At 39.1% G+C, this 19,733-nt stretch carries 19 protein-coding genes; 14 read left to right on the forward strand and 5 right to left on the reverse strand.

Annotated elements, in window-relative coordinates; all coding sequences use genetic code 11:
- Positions 1-17: 17 nt before the first annotated feature.
- Positions 18-464, reverse strand: coding sequence for a 50S ribosomal protein L9 (gene rplI / locus QZ289_RS01180; RefSeq protein WP_295698262.1), 447 nt, complete (start codon positions 462-464; stop codon positions 18-20).
- Between the two features lie 57 nt (positions 465-521).
- Between rplI and QZ289_RS01185 the strand changes: the two genes are divergently transcribed.
- The 7 genes from QZ289_RS01185 to rplT all read left to right on the forward strand — a co-directional run bounded on the left by QZ289_RS01185 (position 522) and on the right by rplT (position 5,680).
- Positions 522-1,205, forward strand: a complete 684-nt coding sequence (locus tag QZ289_RS01185) for a M48 family metallopeptidase (protein WP_295698265.1) — start codon at positions 522-524, stop codon at positions 1,203-1,205.
- Between the two features lie 550 nt (positions 1,206-1,755).
- A complete protein-coding gene (gene secG / locus QZ289_RS01190; RefSeq protein WP_295698268.1) occupies positions 1,756-2,130 on the forward strand; it encodes a preprotein translocase subunit SecG in 375 nt (124 codons plus the stop codon).
- Positions 2,131-2,139: 9 nt separating this feature from the next.
- Complete coding sequence (gene frr / locus QZ289_RS01195; protein WP_295698271.1) at positions 2,140-2,697, forward strand: ribosome recycling factor; 558 nt, start codon at positions 2,140-2,142, stop codon at positions 2,695-2,697.
- 2 nt (positions 2,698-2,699) lie between these two features.
- Complete coding sequence (thrS, locus tag QZ289_RS01200; RefSeq protein ID WP_295698274.1) at positions 2,700-4,514, forward strand: threonine--tRNA ligase; 1,815 nt, start codon at positions 2,700-2,702, stop codon at positions 4,512-4,514.
- Positions 4,511-5,035: a translation initiation factor IF-3 gene (gene infC / locus QZ289_RS01205; protein ID WP_295698277.1), complete on the forward strand. Its 525-nt coding sequence runs from the start codon at positions 4,511-4,513 to the stop codon at positions 5,033-5,035. Before thrS ends, infC begins: the two co-directional genes overlap by 4 nt.
- A gap of 20 nt (positions 5,036-5,055) precedes the next feature.
- A complete protein-coding gene (gene rpmI / locus QZ289_RS01210; protein WP_295698279.1) occupies positions 5,056-5,250 on the forward strand; it encodes a 50S ribosomal protein L35 in 195 nt (64 codons plus the stop codon).
- A 76-nt stretch (positions 5,251-5,326) separates the two neighbouring features.
- Complete coding sequence (gene rplT / locus QZ289_RS01215) at positions 5,327-5,680, forward strand: 50S ribosomal protein L20 (RefSeq protein ID WP_295698281.1); 354 nt, start codon at positions 5,327-5,329, stop codon at positions 5,678-5,680.
- A gap of 291 nt (positions 5,681-5,971) precedes the next feature.
- On the opposite strand, the gene QZ289_RS01220 is transcribed toward rplT, so the two are convergent.
- From QZ289_RS01220 to argB, 3 genes are all read right to left on the reverse strand, one after another.
- On the reverse strand, positions 5,972-7,642 hold the full coding sequence (locus QZ289_RS01220) for a hydrogenase small subunit (RefSeq protein ID WP_295698284.1): 1,671 nt from the start codon (positions 7,640-7,642) through the stop codon (positions 5,972-5,974).
- Between the two features lie 80 nt (positions 7,643-7,722).
- Positions 7,723-8,232, reverse strand: coding sequence for a hypothetical protein (locus tag QZ289_RS01225; RefSeq protein WP_295698286.1), 510 nt, complete (start codon positions 8,230-8,232; stop codon positions 7,723-7,725).
- A 2-nt stretch (positions 8,233-8,234) separates the two neighbouring features.
- Positions 8,235-9,101 (reverse strand): acetylglutamate kinase, encoded by an 867-nt coding sequence (argB, locus tag QZ289_RS01230; RefSeq protein ID WP_295698288.1) that lies wholly within the window; start codon positions 9,099-9,101, stop codon positions 8,235-8,237.
- A gap of 65 nt (positions 9,102-9,166) precedes the next feature.
- On the opposite strand from argB, the gene QZ289_RS01235 reads away from it, so the two are divergent.
- The 7 genes from QZ289_RS01235 to QZ289_RS01265 all read left to right on the forward strand — a co-directional run bounded on the left by QZ289_RS01235 (position 9,167) and on the right by QZ289_RS01265 (position 17,519).
- The gene (locus QZ289_RS01235; protein WP_295698290.1) at positions 9,167-10,096 is read left to right on the forward strand and encodes a D-2-hydroxyacid dehydrogenase; all 930 of its coding nucleotides are present in this window, start codon (positions 9,167-9,169) and stop codon (positions 10,094-10,096) included.
- A 143-nt stretch (positions 10,097-10,239) separates the two neighbouring features.
- Positions 10,240-10,737 carry a PAS domain-containing protein gene (locus QZ289_RS01240; protein ID WP_295698292.1) on the forward strand — a complete coding sequence of 166 codons (498 nt, stop codon included), beginning with the start codon at positions 10,240-10,242 and terminating at the stop codon, positions 10,735-10,737.
- Entirely contained in the window at positions 10,734-12,062 is a 1,329-nt protein-coding gene (locus QZ289_RS01245; protein WP_295698294.1) for a methyl-accepting chemotaxis protein, read from the forward strand. The genes QZ289_RS01240 and QZ289_RS01245 overlap by 4 nt, the downstream gene beginning before the upstream one ends.
- Before the next feature lie 185 nt (positions 12,063-12,247).
- Positions 12,248-12,745: an S-ribosylhomocysteine lyase gene (gene luxS / locus QZ289_RS01250; protein ID WP_295698297.1), complete on the forward strand. Its 498-nt coding sequence runs from the start codon at positions 12,248-12,250 to the stop codon at positions 12,743-12,745.
- 140 nt (positions 12,746-12,885) lie between these two features.
- A complete protein-coding gene (locus QZ289_RS01255; RefSeq protein WP_295698299.1) occupies positions 12,886-13,053 on the forward strand; it encodes a hypothetical protein in 168 nt (55 codons plus the stop codon).
- A 200-nt stretch (positions 13,054-13,253) separates the two neighbouring features.
- Positions 13,254-14,384, forward strand: coding sequence for an efflux RND transporter periplasmic adaptor subunit (locus tag QZ289_RS01260; RefSeq protein ID WP_295698301.1), 1,131 nt, complete (start codon positions 13,254-13,256; stop codon positions 14,382-14,384).
- 9 nt (positions 14,385-14,393) lie between these two features.
- Positions 14,394-17,519, forward strand: a complete 3,126-nt coding sequence (locus QZ289_RS01265) for an efflux RND transporter permease subunit (RefSeq protein WP_295698304.1) — start codon at positions 14,394-14,396, stop codon at positions 17,517-17,519.
- Positions 17,520-18,158: 639 nt separating this feature from the next.
- On the opposite strand, the gene purH is transcribed toward QZ289_RS01265, so the two are convergent.
- Positions 18,159-19,694 (reverse strand): bifunctional phosphoribosylaminoimidazolecarboxamide formyltransferase/IMP cyclohydrolase, encoded by a 1,536-nt coding sequence (gene purH, locus QZ289_RS01270; protein WP_295698307.1) that lies wholly within the window; start codon positions 19,692-19,694, stop codon positions 18,159-18,161.
- Positions 19,695-19,733: the final 39 nt, after the last annotated feature.

The following is a 19,733-nucleotide window of genomic DNA, read 5'->3' on the forward strand; positions in this document are numbered from 1 at the left end:
CATTTGCGCTTTAAGTGCTATTTAAGTGCTTCTACTACAATTTTAAAAGTGGCATTAATGCCGTGCCCTAGTTTCGCGCACACCTCAAATTCTCCTGTGTGCTTAATGGATTGAGGGATTTCAATATGCTTTTTATCGATATGAATCTTATGTGTGCTGAGTGCAGCAATGATTTCATCTTTTGTAATCGAGCCAAAGAGCGCATTATTCGCACCTACTTTTTTATGGATAATAGGTTTTAGAGACGTTAAACTCTGCTTTAACTGCTCCATTTGAGCGATTTCTAACGCTTCTAATTCTTGCTGTCTTTTCACCTGTGCTTTATATTTGTTAATCACCTCGTGCGTGGCGTGCTGCGCCTTGCCCTTAGCGATAAGAAAATTTTGCCCATAGCCATCTTTTACCTCTACTACCTCACCCTTTTTACCAAGCCCTTGGACATTTTCTAAGAGTAGCACTTTCATATTTTCTCCATATTTGGGTTATAATATCAAAAAATTATAGCTAAAAGTGGCAATATTATGTTAAAAGCGTTGCAAAAATCCTATCCTATCGCCTCTGCGATATATATTGAGCATAAAAAGATTGCTTATCCACGTATTGTAATCAAAGCGGATTTATCGCTATTTGTGCGTGTGCCGCTGCATTTTTCACACGCACAAATTGAATCTTTTATCTATGCGTATCATAAATGGATAGAATCTACCCTCCATAAACTTCACACACGCCATCTTGCCTTGCAATCCACTTTGTGCATACATTATCATCAAATCCCCATTTTTGGGGTGTGGCAGGATATAAACGCGCTTTTTGATACCCTCCGCACACCTCAAAGACAGCTTAAAGATATGCTAAGTGCATATATTATGCCTAAAGTAGCAGAATATGCCGCCTTAATGAGCTTAACATATCATTCTATCAAAATCACTTCTGCTACTTCACGTTTTGGGAGCTGCACTTATGATAATCGCTTGTTTTTTTCTCTTATGTTGATTTTTGCTCCAAAACATCTTATTGATTATGTCATCATACACGAACTCGCTCACATCACGCATAAAAACCACTCGCGTGATTTTTGGCATTTAGTGCATAGCTTTTGCCCTAATGCAAAATCCCTCCGCAGCTCCTTACGACAAGAAGCGAGAATCTACCCCCTACTTTTGCAAAAAATTGCTGATTTTACCTCACCTTATCAGCAAAATTAGATATTTAAAATCTTAAGTTTTAGGAAATTTTGAAAAAAGAGTTTTGCTTTTATCCTTGGTTATGGAATATTTTCAAGGTGAGGAATAAGCGATATTTGCGAACACAACTCATACTTTACTACATCTGTTTCTAGGCTCTATATTGCATTAATTTAAATATTGGGATTTAGCAATGAGCCAAGCTTAATAGATTCTCTAATGGCTTCTACGCTCTCATCAACGTGTTTTGCCACTACTTGCAAGTTAGGTAAAATACCATTTGTTAGATTGCTTGCTCGCTTTACATTTACAGCATTGACTGGAATAAGCTAGGATCTAGCAAGGCTACTCTCCTTGTTTTCTTGATACTTTTCCATAATATCAAGCTAAGCGAGAATCGCTTGCGCTTCTTTAGGTATTAAGAAAATATACAAATATACAAAGATTATCCATGGAATATTAAATTCTTAACAAAGCCTCACTTAAAGTTCTACAATCACAAGTTTGTTATAAGAATGTTTTGCTATAATCTTGCGCTTATTTTATGAATTACCTTGTTTATGGAGCAATTATGGCAAATGCTTTTTTTGTGATTCAAATTGTTTTAGCGGTGCTTATTACGATTGTAGTGCTTTTACAAAAAAGCTCAAGTATCGGGCTTGGCGCATATAGTGGCAGCAATGAATCTGTATTTGGAGCAAAGGGTCCTGCTGGGTTTTTAGCTAAATTTACAATGTTTCTAGGATTACTTTTTGTGCTAAACACCATCATGCTTAGCTATACTTACAATAAACAAAGCCAAAAGAGTGTGCTTGATAGCCTACCAAATGATACGCTTCTCGCCCCACCTGCAGCTAAACCTGATGACAAAAGCGCATTTATCGTAGATCAAAATGCCGCCCCATCTGCGCCATTACTCGCCCCAACACAAGATTCAAAACATTAAAGGAGCATTATGCTTAATGAGATTTATAACCATGCTAAATCCCATATGGATAAAACCATAGAATCGCTTCGCAGGGATTTTGCCACATTACGTAGTGGCAAGGTGAGTGTGAATATCCTCGATAATATTCGCATAGATTATTATGGCACTCCTACACCGCTTAACCAAGTAGGCTCTGTTATCGCTCAAGATGCCACTACCATTATCATTACTCCTTGGGAGAAGCCTTTACTAAAAGACATTGAAAAGGCTATCCAAGAGGCAAATATCGGTGTAAATCCAAATAGTGATAGCGAATGTGTCAAATTATTTTTCCCCCCTATGAGCAAGGAGCAGCGCATAGAAATCGCAAAAAATGCTAAATCTATGGGAGAAAAGGCAAAAGTCGCCATTCGCAACATTCGACAAGATGCCAATAATCACATCAAAAAACTTGAAAAAGACAAAGATATTACAGAGGATGAAAGCAAAAAAGCGCTTGAAGAGATTCAAAAACATACTGATGAGTTTGTCAAAAAATGCGATGAAATGGTGAAACACAAAGAAGAAGAGATAATGAAAGTATAAATATGAGTGAAGTTATAGGGTTCAAACACAAAGAAAACATTTATGACATCTGCACCGCTAAGGAATTAGGCATTAGTGGCAATGCAATACATTTTGACAATTCTAACGAATCTTTAGAAATTATCCGCCACTCCTGCGCCCATCTTATGGCTCAAGCCATCAAATCACTCTATCCTGAAGCGCAATTTTTCGTAGGACCTGTGGTTGATGAGGGATTTTATTATGATTTTAAGGTAGATAGCAAGATTGGTGAGGAGGATTTAGCACGTATTGAATCTGCTATGCGTGAGCTTGCCAAAAAAGCCTATCCTATTACTAAAACCACGCTCCCACGTGCACAGGTGGAGAAGAGATTTGCCAATGATGAGCTAAAACGTGCTGTAATGAGCCGCATTACAAGCGATGAGTTGAGCATTTACGCACAGGGGGATTTTGAAGATTTATGCAGGGGACCACACTTGCCAAATACTGCGCTTTTAGAGCATTTTAAACTCACAAAAATAGCAGGAGCATATTTAGGCGGCGATGAAAAGGCGCAAATGCTTACACGTATTTATGGAATCGCCTTTGCTGATAAGGCATCATTAAAAACTTATCTCTACCAACTCGAAGAGGCGAAAAAGCGCGACCATCGCAAACTCGGGCAAGAAATGGAACTTTTTACCTTTGATGAGGAAATCGGCGCGGGACTGCCTATTTGGCTACCTAAGGGAGCAAGATTACGTAAAAATATTGAGAATCTCCTCACAAAAGCCCTTATTGAGCGTGGCTATGAGCCTGTTAGAGGACCAGAGATTCTAAAAAGTGCCGTTTGGAAAACAAGCGGACATTATGCAAATTATGGCGAAAATATGTATTTTACAACTATTGATGATGTGGAATATGGCATTAAGCCTATGAATTGCGTGGGGCATATCAAAGTTTATCAAAGTGCTTTAAGGAGCTATCGCGATTTGCCTTTAAGATTCTATGAATATGGTATCGTCCATCGCCACGAAAAAAGCGGTGTATTACACGGATTACTCCGTGTGCGTGAATTTACACAAGATGACGCACATATTTTTTGCAAAACAGAGCAAATTTGCGCCGAAGTCAATGACATCATCGCCTTTTGCAAAAGCATTATAAACGCCTTTAATTTCAGCTATGAAATGGAGCTTGCTACTCGACCAGAAAAATCCATAGGAGATGAGAAGGTGTGGGAGAGTGCAACACAAGCGCTTAAAGATGCATTAGAGCAAAATCACATCGCATATCGTATTGATGAGGGTGGCGGGGCATTCTATGGGCCAAAGATTGATATCAAAATCACTGATGCCATTGGCAGAAAATGGCAATGCGGGACAATACAAATTGATATGAATCTGCCAGAGCGTTTCAAGCTTAGCTATACTAATGAGCATAATGAACAAGTGCAGCCTGTAATGATTCACCGCGCTTTGCTTGGCTCATTTGAGCGATTTGTCGCTATTTTGACAGAGCATTTTAGCGGTGAGTTTCCACTTTTTATTGCGCCCACACAGGTGATTCTTATCCCTATTGGCGATGCACAGCTTGAATATGCTAAGATATTGCGACATAAGATTCTTGCTCAAAGTGAAGCTTATGCTGAAATCATCGATAAAAATGAGAGTTTGGGTAAAAAAGTGAGACTTGCTGAAAAACAGCGAGTGCCGCTTATTGTTGTCATTGGAGCAAAGGAAGTGGAAAGCAAAGTGCTTGCGATTCGAGATAGGAGGGAGAAAACACAATATGAACTCCCAGAAGAGGCGTTTATCGCTATGTTGCAAACAAAAATAAGAGAGGTTAGTTTTTGAACAAAGAAGAAACATTGCTAAATGAAGAAATAGACTTTAAAGAAGTGCGCTGTATAGGCGATGATGGGCAGGTGTATGGGATTATATCTTCCGCAGAGGCATTGAATCTTGCTAATCAAGCAGGGCTTGATTTAGTGTTAATCTCTCCCAATGCTAAACCGCCTGTGTGCAAGATTATGGATTATGGCAAATATCGCTATCAAGCCGAAAAAAAGCAAAAAGAAGCGCGTAAAAAGCAAAAACAAATCGAAATTAAAGAAATCAAGCTTTCAACGCAAATCGCGCAAAATGATATTAATTACAAAGTCAAGCACGCCATTGAATTTTTAGAATCTGGCAAACACGTGAGGTTTAAAGTATTCCTCAAGCAGCGTGAGTTGGGCATTCCCCAAGCGGGTATGGATACCCTACATAAAGTCGCAGCAATGCTTGAAGACATCGCCATAGCAGAAAAAGAGCCAAAGCTAGAGGGCAAATACCTCAATGTGCTTTATGTGCCAAAGAAAAAAGACAAACATTAATCTTATGAAAGGAGAAAATAATGCCAAAGATGAAAACAAATCGCGGTGCAGCTAAACGTTTCAAGTTCAAAAAAAATGCTTTCAAACGTGGTAGTGCATTCAAAAGTCATATTCTGACTAAGAAATCACCCAAACGTAAAGCTAACCTTAATGCACCAAAATATGTTCACAGCACAAATGTTGATTCTGTAAAAAGCCTACTTTGTATGGCTTAAGAATCCCACTCCCCATCATATAAATATGGGAAAGAGAAGCGAAAGCTTACACCTCAATTAAGGTAAAGGAGATAAAATGAGAGTTAAAACAGGTGTTGTTCGACGAAGAAGACATAAGAAGATTTTAAAACTTGCTCGGGGCTTTTACAGCGGCAGACGCAAACATTTTAGAAAGGCAAAAGAGCAGTTAGAACGCAGTATGTGCTATGCTTTCCGCGATAGGAAGCAAAAGAAGCGCAATTTTAGACAATTATGGATTACGCGTATTAATGCGGCGTGTAAAATGAATGGTATTAGTTACTCGCGCTTTATGTATGCTCTTAAATGCGCCAATATCGACCTTGATAGGAAGATACTTGCAGATATGGCGATGAATGACATCAACGCATTTAACGCTATTGTGGCAAATGTGAAAGATAAAATCAAGTAAAATTATGTCATAAGGTCTGCTTTTTGCACCTTATGACATAAATCACTATGACTCGTTATTATAATTTTGCTACTACATAGCATTACAAATAACACTAGGTGCTATCTGCCATCTTTATCTCCATCTAAAATCCCAATCTGAATCAAAGATTACCTTTTTATTAAAATGCTTTAGCGATTGCATTTCTATCACAAAGTATTTTTCCCTAAAACAATAGCTTCCCAAAATGCCTAAATACGCCTATGGCTAAGATTATTTTATCCATCAAGTGAGTTTTTAAGATTTATATCATTAAACCACTTCAAGCCATTGGGGTAAATAGGTATAGAATCTATCTTGGATAAGGATATGATGAGCCATATCACCTTTGAATGCCACCTGCCCTATGTTATGGGCTTTAGCAAGGGTAGTAAGAGCGGTAGATAGAATCTCACACATTGAGCTTACTGCGCCATAGGCTACCCCCTCGATTTCTAATCCTCCTAAAAGGTAGCACAAAGGCAGTCGCAAAGATTTATCAATATCGATTTGACACATTTGTGTGCCGCTTAGTTTCATATCGAGTTTGCTTATATGGGGGAAAAGATAACTTTGCGCAATGTGGAGCATATCAAATGTGCTATGCGCTTTACCAAACATTTGCGCGATAAGGGGCAGAATATCACTCAAATTTTGTGAGAGTTCTAAAGGATTAGATTCTGTAATTTGGCATATATCTGCAAGATTCCTTGCTGTGCGCCATTTGCTGTAATTTTCTACAAGCCTTGCTCCAAGCTTATTTTTCCCACTAAGATGTGCTAAAAGTGTGGGAAAATGTGCCTGAAAGCTACAATCAAGCAGATTTTGCGGAATGGCAGAATCTGTGGTTTGTATGTAGATTTTTGTGGGGGCATTGCTTTGCCATTCCAAGATAAGTGTATTGCTATCTGTTTCATCATCAATATTGTGTATATGAGGGAGGTGTGAAAGGGTTTTACGCGTTGTGATATAAGCATTTACGTTATTTAAAGGCTCTTCAATACGCCCAAAGCTATCCCAAAAATTTGGCTCACTACACGCGATACAGCCGTGTCCTGCGCGCACAGGCCAACTTGTCTTTGCATTAAATTTCACTTTCGGGCAGTTATTAGCGACATAGGGTCCCTTGCAGCCGACCTTATAGAGACAATAGCCATCTTGCAAATGCGGGTCATCAAAGCTTTCTACAAAATCCCCCGATTCAAACTTTGCCTTTCTCTCGCACATATCGTGTAAATTCTTACCATAGCTCCATAAAGGGCGATTGAAATTATCAAGTTCAGGGAGTTCATCAAAGAGGATAAAATATATCAAAGATCCGATAATATTTGCTTCACTTGGGGGACAGCCGGGGATGTTCACTACCTTTTGAGATAAAAATGTATCTATGCCTACTGAAGATGTGGGATTGGGAAGAGCAGCTTGCACGCCACCAAAGCTACTACAAGTCCCTACGGCAAAGATTGCTTTTGCTTTACTTGCTACTTCTTTGCTCTCCATCTCTCCTGTAATGCTATCCGCCCCTGAAGTCATAAAATAAGCATTCTCATCAAGTGATACGCCACCCTCAATAACGAGAATAAAATCCTCATCTAATGTGTCGTGGAGAGATTTTTTTGCCCCAAAGCCTACCGCGCCCATAATGGTCTCGTGATACTCTAGGGAAATATATTCAAGTAATAAGGATTCTACACCGGGCTTATCTAATCGCAAAAAGCTCTCGCTACAGCCGGTACATTCTGCCATATGGAGCCATATTAGGCGAGTTGGTGGCTTGAGAGAAAGGATTTGGACGCATAATTCTATACATTCTTTGGGTATGCCAATGAGTGTGCAAATCTGCCCTATCCATTCCTTATTTACGATATATCGGGGTTCTTTATATTGAGATTGAATCTCACTCAGACGTTGCTCCAGCCGCTCAAGCATTTGAGTTTTATCCATACAATATTCCTTTATTGAGATGGCATTATTCTATCGTATATCTTTTGAGATATGAATAAAGGCGCGCTATGAAACTATTTTTATTGCTTCTTTATATTTATTAACTTTACACGAGATTTACTTGCAGGCTGCTCCATACAATACTTTTCTTGATATGTTAGAAGGCGCAGATTCTCTTTGCTGAGCTGATAGTCTTTATCAAACTTTTTACGCACAATTTGCTCAATTATATCGCGCTCATCTCCTGTATCATCTTGAAATAAATCAAGCACAAGTGCATAAAGCTGAATATTATTTGAGATACATTCAATCGCGTATTGCCTTTCTTGAAGGAAAAGTTGCTCATCTTTAGCATATTCTTTGAGCTTGATAACAATATGATTAAAAACGCGTTGCACAAGATGGGGTTTGAGATATTGTGCTAGTATCTTTGGTAGCTCATTAAGCAATGTCTCTAAACGCTCCTTTTGCATAAAAAGCAGCACAGGCAAAAGCGTGATAATATCCTCTGTATTCTTATCTACCGAACGAGATTCTAATTTGAGCCATAGACGTTCGAGCAATCCGTATTTATAAGATTCTAATGTCATTTTTACGCCTCTTGTATGGAGTCATAAATCTCTGTGCCAATGCCCTGTGTGGTGAAAAGCTCTAAAAGTAGCGAATGCTCCACGCGCCCATCGATAATATGTGCCTTTTGCACACCATTTTGCACACAATCCACACAGGCCTCAAGTTTGGGTATCATACCGCCGCTTATAACGCCCTGTGCTACAAGGCTTTGAATCTGTGAGGGCGTGAGTGAGGAAATAAGCTCTTTGTTATTATTCAAAACACCTGCAATATCGCTTAGGAAAATAATCTTTTGTGCCTTAAGTGCCTTAGCAATATGACAAGCGGCAATATCAGCATTGATATTATAGCCCAAATGCCCCGCACTCTCGCCTGTGGCAATAGGGGCAATCACAGGCACAAAGCCATCATTAATCACTTGCAATAAAAACTCCGGATTCACATTTGTAATCTCGCCTGTGTAGCCAAGTGCGCCATTATCCTTTGCTTGTGCTTGAAGTAAGTGTGCGTCCTTGCCACTCATACCCACTGCCTTTGCCCCGTGGAAGTTAAGAAAAGCTGTAAGCTCTTTATTAATCTCCCCGCTTAACACCATCTCCACCACGCGCATAGAATCTGCACAAGTGATACGATAGCCATCTTTAAAGCTACTTTGTATGCCTAGTGTATCGAGCATTTCATTAATACGTTTGCCCCCACCATGCACGATGACAGGCTTTAAGCCAAGCATATACATAATAACAATATCAAGGGCAAATTTTTCTTTGAGTTCAGGGCTGGTTTGTGCTGCACCGCCATATTTAATCACAATGATTTTGCCACGAAAGATTCGAATAAATGGAAGAGAATCTAGTAATATCTTCACAACCCTTGCATTTTTTTGCATAAAACTACCCTTGATAAAAATTAAAATGTGCTATTATACTCAAATTCTATATAAAAGGAACAGGTATGAAAATAGTAATACTTGATGCGGATACTCTAGGTGAATACGATTTAAGCGAGATAAAAACACTAGGCGAGGTAACAAGCTATGGCTTTAGCAAAAAAGATGAGGTGCTTACGCGCTGTAAAGATGCAGAAATAATCCTTACTAACAAGGTCGTGCTTGATGAGAGCATTCTCTCTGCTCTTCCTAGCCTTAAGCTTATTTGTATTACTGCCACAGGTATGAATAATGTCGATTTGGATTGTGCCGCTAAGAGGGGTATAGAAGTAAAAAATGTCGCAGGGTATTCTACAAGCGATGTCGCACAGCACACAATGAGTATGGTGCTGCACCTTTTAGCAAAGCTAAGTTATTATGATGAATACTGCAAAAGTGGGGAATGGGCTAAGAGCCCCATTTTTGTGCATATTAATGGCGGATTAAAAGAGCTAGAGAATCTGCAGTGGGGGATTATTGGCTTTGGGAGCATTGGGCAGAGGGTGGCATACCTCGCACAAGCCTTTGGTGCAAAAGTAAGCTATTATTCTACAAGTGGTAAAAATACGCAAAGTAGCTTTGAGCGCAAGGAACTCGATAAGATTCTCTCCCAGAGTGATATTGTCTCTATCCACGCTCCACTTAATCCTAGCACAAAAAATCTTATCAATCGCACAAATTTGCCTCTCTTAAAAGATGGAGCGATACTTATTAATGTCGGTCGTGGTGGGATTGTCAATGAGGAGGATATGGCTGCATTCCTTAAGGACAAGGATATGTATTTTGGCACTGATGTGCTAGAAGCAGAGCCAATGAGAGTAGGACACCCATTTTTAGATAAAAGCATTGCTACAAAGCTACTCATCACACCGCACGTAGCGTGGGCGTATGATAGGGCAAGAGAGCGATTGCTCGCGCTCACGGCAAAAAATATTCGCGATTTTTTAAATAAGTAAGTAAAATTTTAAGCTAAACATCAAAGTATTAATGAGAATTAAAACTAGATAAGATATTTTTTAATTAAACAAAACAAGGTATCATAGCAGAAATTAACTTTTTGGATAGATTTTGTTTGCTTGAGATGTTTAAAGGAGGTTGAATGAGCAAGGAGAAGTTAGTTAGTGGGTTTTTGGTATCAAAAACAGATACAAAAGGCAGGATAACTTATTGCAATCGAGCATTTATTGATATTTCAGGTTTTTTAGAAAGTGAGCTTTTGGGCAAGCCACACAATATAGTGCGACATACAGATATGCCCCGCACCATTTTTGCCTATCTTTGGAGAGAAATTTCATCAAAAAGAGAAGTAAATGTATATGTCAAGAATCTTGCTAAAGATGGGGGCTACTATTGGGTTTTTGCCAATGTAACACCCTCACTTGATATATTTGGGAACACTGTAGGCTATTATTCCGTGCGCAGAAAGCCTAGAAAAGAAGGGCTTGATGCTGCTGCGAAGCTCTATCAAAAGATTAAAGAGGCGGAATCTAATGGCGGTATAGAATCTGGCTTAAAGTTTTTCCATAAATACTTTGAGGACCTAGGAGAGAGCTATGAAAACTTTATCTTGCGTTTGCAAGTAGGAGGCAAGCAATGATAGTAGCTATTTTAAGCATTATATGTGTCCTATTATTAGGCTATATTTTTATTCTCAAAGCAAAAATAGCACGTGAGAAGGTATCCATAGAAAAGATTACGCGTCTTATTGATCAGGTGTTGAAAGGAAATTTTGAGCCACGTATAACCAATATTGGAAACACACGGCTATGTTACATCTCTAGAGGACTAAATGAGTTACTTGATAATTTGGAAACATTTCTTAGGGAAAATAATATTGTGATTCAAAAATCCTCTTCCATAGGCGAATATAGACCATTTTTGACCGGTGGTATTTTACCTAACTTGCAAGTAGTGGCAAAACACGTTGATGAGAGCGTAGAAGCCATTAGAGAATCTATCAAGCTGGGCTCATTTAGAGAAATAAATTTGACACTGAGCAATATCAACAACAACTTGAAACAGCAAAAATTTGTGCAAAAATCTTTCCACAAAAGCCTTTTGTATTTGCGTGATATTTCAAGCAAAATTACCTCTATGACAGCAAATTCCGAAGAGGGCTATAATAAAATAAGCACTTCAATGCAAGTCTTAGAAGATACACAGCAGCTTATAAGCGCAAATGATAATGCTGTGGGTGGGCTAAGTGAAAGAAGTCAAGAGATAAGCTCTATTATTGGTGTTATCAATGAAATAGCAGATCAAACAAATCTATTAGCCTTAAATGCCGCTATTGAAGCTGCACGTGCAGGAGAGCACGGACGGGGCTTTGCGGTGGTAGCTGATGAGGTGAGAAAACTCGCAGAAAAAACACAACATGCCACAAAAAATATATGGACACAAGTCAATCTCTTCCAGCAAACGACTAATGAAATTTATGAAAATTCTCAAAAAATGCTTGACCAAATGAATGAGTTTAGCGCTATGATTGGGGGATTTGAATCTATGTTTAAAGACATCAGTCAAACTTCAATGCAAATTGATCGTTCTGCAAAAACTATTAGTGCCCGCTTGAATGGCAATAGCTTGATGGTTGATCACATTATTTTCAAAAGCGATGCATACGATAAGGTATTGAAAGAAGAAGATAGCACAGCATTAGCAGATGGTATTAAAGAGATTTTCTCGCAATGGTATGAGACACGAGGCAATCCAAACTATGCAGGCACAAAAGCATTAGAGAATATTGTTAATTTCCATAATGAGCTTATTAAGGCAGCAGAAATTGGCGTAGAAAATGCACAGAGTTGCTATGGTCAAGAATGTCAAATCACCTGCGTAGAATCTTTTAGAACAATGGAAAAAATGAGTGATTTGCTCTTTGCAGAAATTGATAATCTAGCTAAAACTTGGGAAAAAGAATAGGTTACCATTTTTTGTTGGTAAAGATTATATGTTTTAGGCTTTATTAGCCACTTTAATAAAGCCTTTAATTTGCACGTATTTATTTAATCCCATTAAAAATATGGTAAATAGTTGCATATACAACTATTTACAAAATCACATTACAATTCCCATCTTTAGAGCAAAAACCACAAAAAGGAGTTTTTATGCCATTACTTGATAGCTTTAAGGTCGATCATACGCGTATGCCAGCTCCAGCAGTGCGTTTGGCAAAGAGTATGCAAACGCCAAAGGGCGATGTTATTAGCGTTTTTGATTTGCGTTTTACTCGCCCAAATTGCGAGATTCTAAGCGAAAAGGGAATCCACACAATGGAGCATTTGATAGCCGGATTTATGCGTGAGCATTTGAATACTTCACGAGTAGAGATTATTGATATCTCACCAATGGGCTGTCGCACAGGATTCTATATGAGTGTGATAGGTGCACCAAGTGAATATGATGTCAAAGATGCGTGGGAATCGAGTATGCGTGATGTATTGCGCATACGTGATGAAAAAGATATCCCTGAACTGAATATTTATCAATGCGGCACTGCCAAAATGCACTCTCTCAAAGAAGCACAAGAAATTGCTCAAAATGTGCTTGATAGAGGTGTAGGGGTAATGAATACCCAAGAGCTACTTTTAAAAGATTTTGCATAATTAGTACAAGGTAATACCTTATAAGGTGAAATCTTCTCTCGCTGCTCATATATTTATTTTTTACAATAAATATGATATGGAGAGAAGCCTGACTTTTACACCTCCTATAGGTTTTACATTGCGTCTTAAAGCTTTTTTAATTGAGAATCCATACAGACCCGCTTGATAAACCAAAGCAAATGCGGTTTTATCCTAGCGGGATTTGTCCTTTTGCAAAGGGCTGTATGGCGGCAAAGCGTGGACTCACACTCCGCGCAAATATTAACTACGCAGTGGTGAAGCCACCATCGCGCAGGAATGATGGATGAGAGATTGTATACCTTTAAACTCACTTGATAAATCCCGCAAAGGGTAAAATTAAGCAAAGCACAGTTTTAAGTGTATTCTTTAGGCGTTAGCAGAGGCTTACCTCTGTAACAAGACCTTTATAGCGGCTTTAACCGCAACAGCAAAGGAATAATAGACTAAGGAGTCTATTATTCAAGATTATGCTTATTAAGGAGACATAATGCGAGTAATACCCATATCATTAAATATTATTCCCATATTTCTAGTTCTTGGTATTTTTGTAGGTTGCAAAGATTCTCAGCAATCAAGACAAGCATCGGTATTAAAGGTCAAGACACAGACTATTGCCTATAAAAATACAAATCTAAACTTTGAATATCCAGCAAGATTAAAAAGTGTGCAAAGTGCAGGAGTATATGCACGAGTGCAAGGCACACTTTTAGCAAAAAACTTTAAAGAAGGGGATATTGTCAAAGAGGGACAATTGCTTTTTAAAATAGATCCCGCTCGTTATCAAGCAAAAGTCGATCAAGCAAAGGCTCAAAGGCAATCTGCAGAGGCAAATTTCATTAAGGCAAACCGTGATTGGCAACGTGTGGAAAAACTCTATAAACAAGGCGTTTATACCATTGACCAATATGACACTTCACGTGCGAACTTCCTCTCCGCTCAAGCCAATGTTGCAAGCACACAAGCAGCCCTTGATGATGTAAATATCGATTTGGGCTACACAGATGTGATAGCGACTATTAGCGGACGGATTGGTATGCGTAGCTATGATGTGGGGAATCTTGTCGGTGGAAGTGGTCAAGATGTGCTTACAACCATTACGCAACTTAGCCCTATATATGCGGAATTTTCCATTCCCAATACGGATTATTATCTGATGCGCGGCTTAGAAAATAGCCGCATACAAGTGGAATATGTGCTTAATAATGGGCGTGTGTATGACAAGATAGGCAAACTTGATTTCGTCGATAGTGTGCTTGATCCACAAACTTCTGCTATTAAAGCACGCTCAATCGTAGATAATGAAGATTATAAGCTTTTACCTAATGAGTTTGTAAGAGTGCGTCTTAAGGGGTTTGAAGCACAAAATGCCATTACTATACCAGAAAGCGCACTTTTGCAAGATACGCAAGGAAGTTATGTTTATGTTATCAAAGATGGCAAAGCAAAAATAGCTCGTGTGAGCTTAGGGCAAAGAGTTGATACGCATATATTGGTTAATAGCGGTCTCAAAGAAGGTGATGTTTTGATACTCAATCAACTCTCTAAAATTCGCGATGATAGCCCAGTAACTCCTGATAGCGATTCTCAAAGCGGCACAGAAAATAACGCACAAAATTAGGAGCATAATATGTCAAAATTTTGTATCAATCGTCCTATTTTTGCAATGGTCATATCCATTGTTATTACACTTGTTGGGGCTATTTGCATTACTATTCTACCTGTCGAGGAATATCCACAAGTAGTGCCAAATGAAATTATGGTGCAAGCCACTTATAGTGGTGCAAGTGCTGAGGTAGTGGCAAATACAGTAGCCAGTATCCTAGAGGATAGTATTAATGGTGTGGAAGGAATGCTTTATATGAAATCCTCTTCCACTTCAAGTGGGGTAATGAATCTTAGTGTATTTTTTGCCAACGATACTGATGCAGATATGGCACTTATTAATGTAAATAACCGCGTTCAAACCGCCCTCACACAACTCCCAACAGATGTACAGAGAGTGGGTGTTACTGTGAGGAAACGCTCTTCTACTTTACTGCAAGTATATGCGGTATTTTCGGATAATCCTGCACACGATATTACTTATGTGGCAAATTATACAATTTTAAATATTATTAATGAACTCAAACGCGTTCAGGGTGTGGGTGATGTAGCTGTTTTTGGCTCGAGGGATTATTCTATGCGCATTTGGCTTGATATTGATAAATTATCACAAAATAATCTTACGCCTGCAGAAGTGGCACAGGTACTTTCTGAACAAAATGCGCAATTTGCGGTAGGTTCATTTGGTAAAGAGCCCGTAAGAGGCGATATTGCCTTTACTTATTCTATTACCACACAGGGGAGATTTGTTAGCGCAGAGGAGTTTGGGAATATCATTGTGCGCTCAAATGCTGATGGCTCAGCATTGCGTTTAAAAGATGTGGCAACAGTAGAGCTAGGAGCAAAAGATTATAGTGTAAGCCCACTTTTTAATGGCAGAAATGCCCAAGCTTTTGGTATTGCCCTTCAGGCTGGAGCAAATGCACTTGAAGTAGCCGAAGGTGTTGAAAAAAAGATGCTAGAGCTATCAAAAAGCTTTCCTAGTGGAATGCAATATAAGATTGCTAATGATAATACAAAATTTGTGAAAATCTCTATTAAAGAAGTGGTGAAGACATTTATCGAGGCTATTGTGCTGGTAGTAATTATTATGTATTTTTTCTTGCAAAATTTCCGTGCAACTATTATCCCTGTGATAGCTATTCCTGTATCGATTATTGGGGCTTTTGCAGGTATATATGCGTTAGGATTCTCAATCAATCTTCTTACACTTTTTGGGCTTATTTTAGCTATCGGTATTGTGGTTGATGATGCCATCATTGTCATTGAAAATGTGGAGAGAATCTTACACAATGAGAGAGATGAGAATGGTGAAAAATATTCTGTCAAGGCAGCTACGCTAAAGGCTATGGGGGAGATTCAAGGACCTGTTGTCGCTATTGTGCTAGTGCTTTGCTCGGTGTTTATTCCTGTGGCATTTATCGGTGGCTTTAGTGGAGCGATTTACAAACAATTTGCCATAACCATTGTAATTTCGGTGATTATTTCAGGGTTTGTAGCACTTACCCTTACCCCCGCACTTTGCGTATCAATCTTGAAAGCTAAGGAGCCTAAGCCTTTTTATCTTGTGCGAAGATTCAATGAATTTTTTGATTGGCTAACACATAAGTTTGGCGAACAAATTGGCAAGGCATTACGGCGCGGTTCGTTGCTTTTGTTATGTTTTGTAGGTATTTTGGGGGTTACTTGGGGATTACTTGCTAAACTGCCTACCGGACTTGTACCAAGTGAAGACAAAGGCATAGTGATGAGCTTTATTCAGCTACCACCAGCTGCCTCACTATCCCGCACAATAGAAGAAGGTAGAAAAGCCTTGGCTTTCCTAGAACAAGAACATGGAGTAGAACAAAACTTCCTTATTGCTGGTTTTGATATGCTTGCAAGTGCTGCACGTTCTTCAGGTGCGGTTATTTTTACCTCATTGAAAGATTGGAGCGAGCGCAAAGAGAGCGCATTTGAAATTGCACAAAAAACAATGGGTGCTTTTAATGCTAGTCTTGACGCCTTTAGCTTATCAACGACGCCTCCAGCTATTATGGGATTATCAACAGTTGGCGGCTTTGAGCTGTATATACAAGATAGAAGTGGGGGCACCATTAGAGATTTGGAGAAATATGCTAGCTTATTTGTAGCCGAAGCAAATAAACGAGATGAACTTGTGGGTGTAAGAAGCCTCTTTAGCGCAGATATTCCACAATATTACTTGCAGCTTGATAGAGAGAGGGCAAAGGCTATGAATGTTAATATCAATGATGTTTTCACAACCTTGCAAAGCACACTTGGGCAATATTATGTCAATGATTTTAATCTCTATGGCAAAACCTATCAAGTCAATGTGCAAGCTTTGAGTAATTTTAGAGAAATACCTGAAGATTTAAGCCATATTTTTGTGAAATCAGGTAATGGCGACCTAATTCCCATAAGCGCGCTTGTAAGATCTGAGCGTGTGATTGGTCCTGATATTGTGGATAGATTTAATCTCTTTACAAGTGCAAAAATTATTGGTAACCCCGATGAAAGCAAGGGATATTCAAGTGGTGCTGCATTAAGGGCAGTTGAAGAAGTGGCAAAAGAGGTGCTGCCTGATGGCTATACCATCGCATATAGTGGCACAAGCTATCAAGAGAAAAATGCAAGTGGCACAGGCACAATCGCCTTTGTTTGTGGGCTTATTTTTGTCTTTTTGATTCTATGTGCGCAATATGAGCGGTGGCTTATGCCTCTCTCTGTGCTAAGCGCAGTGCCTTTTGCAGTTTTTGGTGCGGCAGCAGCTACGGCATTGCGTGGGTTGAGTAATGATATATATTTTCAGGTAGGGCTTGTTATGCTTATTGCCCTATCGGCTAAAAATGCGATTTTGATTGTGGAGTTTGCACAGCATTTACACGAAAAAGAAGGTAAAGGCATTATAGAATCTGCCATAGGTGCGGCAAAATTGCGATTCCGCCCTATCATTATGACTTCACTTGCTTTTAGTATTGGGGTATTGCCCCTAGCCCTAAGCACAGGGGCAGGAAGCGCAGCTAGACACGCTATCGGCACGGGTGTGATTGGCGGTATGATGGCAGCGACATTTATCGCCGTATTCTTTATTCCGCTCTTTTGGAGCTATATCGCACGCCTCTCTCATTGGTTGAAGAATAGAAAATGAGATAAATTAGATATTAAAACATTTATGTCAATTTTAATATATAGCTTCATAAGGCAATTAAGCACAAGGTGCTATGCCTTATGATAATAAAGCAAGAGAATATATGTTTTTATTCTAGCTGTTGTATTTCACACTATATGAGTTGAGTATTTGTTAGGATTTTTTGTATCTTATGAAGCTTTGATATGATACACAAGAACTTTGTTGCACGTTTTGGTTCTCCTATCCTACTTTCGCGTGCCATCTCTCCTACTTTTTTATTATATTCATACCCTCTATTTGCCTTAATCTAACAGATTCTTCATATCCTCATTCCCAAAAATCTTGCAAAAATAGACAATCCACACAAATAGCAATCACACCACAGAAATTAAAAACTAAACTTAAATCCATCTTTATAAATTATTTATAGACTATGATTTATCAATAATAATGGCTAAAAAACAGACTCGCATATGTAGTGATATAAAATGCAAGAACTTAAATTGTTTCCTGTATTTAGATTTCTATTTGTGTAGTTCTCTACGCTATTATAAAACTGCTGCGTAGTCTTATAAATGCAATTAGCCTCCTTTAACCAAGTTATCTTGCTTCTCAAGTCAGTTTCAAGGATATAGTTTCTATAAACTCATCCCTTATTTAATGCAAAAAGTGCCGTGTGTGCGTGAAATACATACTTATACCATATTCATCACAGGCTTTAATCACCTCATCATCTCTTATGCTCCCACCGGGCTGGATAATCGCGCTCACGCCATATTGATGAGCTATATCCACACTATCACGGAATGGAAAGAATGCTTCAGAAGCGCATACGCAGCCTTGCAAGTTTAGATTCATATCCTTTGCCTTTGCCATTGCCGCCCTTGTAGCATCAACGCGGCTTGTCATACCCATACCAATACCTACTAGCGCACCATCTTTGACATAACTCACGCAGTTTGATTTAGTAAGGGCTGCGATAATATAAGCGATTTTTAAATCCGCCTTTTGTGCTTTGCTTGCTGCCTTAGTACTCACAAGTTGGGCAGAATCTACCTCATCATCTCTTACCACATCGCTTTCTTGTAGCAATAATCCGCCCTGTATGTGCTTAAAATCATAGTTATCGTGTGGCAGGCTAAGAAAGGCATTATTTTGCGTGAAAATCTTTGTGCGCTTTTTACTTTCAAAAATATGAAGCGCCTCATCGGTTATATCCCCGGCTATTAGCACCTCTACAAAGATTTTGTTTATCTCTTCGGCTAAAGCCTTATCTATCACGCCATTGATAGCCACCACACCACCATAGGCGCTTATGCTATCACACGCAAGGGCTGCTTTATAAGATTCTAAAAGTGTATCTTTAAGCGCGAAACCGCAAGGATTGCCGTGCTTAATGATACACACGGCTTTTGCTTCATCCTCAAAGCTCGTGGCGATTTTGAGCGCGGCATTCATATCATTAAGGTTATTGAAACTTGGCTCACCTTTTTTGATGATAAAATGCTCGTGCCAAAAGCCATTAAACCCATATAATGCGCCCTTTTGATGAGGATTTTCCCCATAGCGCGTTTGCATAATCTTTTGCCCCTCTATAAACACTTTCTCCCCAAAGCCATCATTAAAACGCTTATTCATATAGTTAGCTATCATACTATCATAGGCAGCGGTATGCTCATAGGCTTTAATCATCATTTGCTGCCTTAGAGCGAGCGAGTTTGCGCCATTACGTAAAGATTCTATCACTTTTGCATAATCATTTTTATCTGTTATGACTAGCACGTGGGCGTGGTTTTTCGCCGCGGCACGCACAAGTGTAGGACCGCCGATGTCGATATTCTCTATAATCTCGCTAAAATCTACTGTGCGCTCAATGGTTTGTTTAAAAGGATAGAGATTCACACATACAATATCGATAGGCTCTATATCGTTATCTTGCGCACTTTGCACATCATCTTTATTATCTCGTCGGTAGAGTATCCCCCCGGCAATCTTTGGATGCAAGGTTTTTACACGTCCATCAAACATCTCTTTACTCTGTGTGTATTCGCCCACATCAATAGCGTTGATACCCGCTTTCTCTAGGAGTTTGAGTGTCCCACCTGTGCTAAGAATCTTATATCCTAAAGCACATAAATCCCGCGCAAATCCCTCAATACCCTCTTTATCACTCACGCTCAACAACGCATACATCTTTTGTCCTTATTTGGTAAATTTTGATAATATTGTACC

Origin of the sequence: uncultured Helicobacter sp., assembly GCF_910577135.1 — a bacterium.
Classification (GTDB): domain Bacteria; phylum Campylobacterota; class Campylobacteria; order Campylobacterales; family Helicobacteraceae; genus Helicobacter_C; species Helicobacter_C mastomyrinus.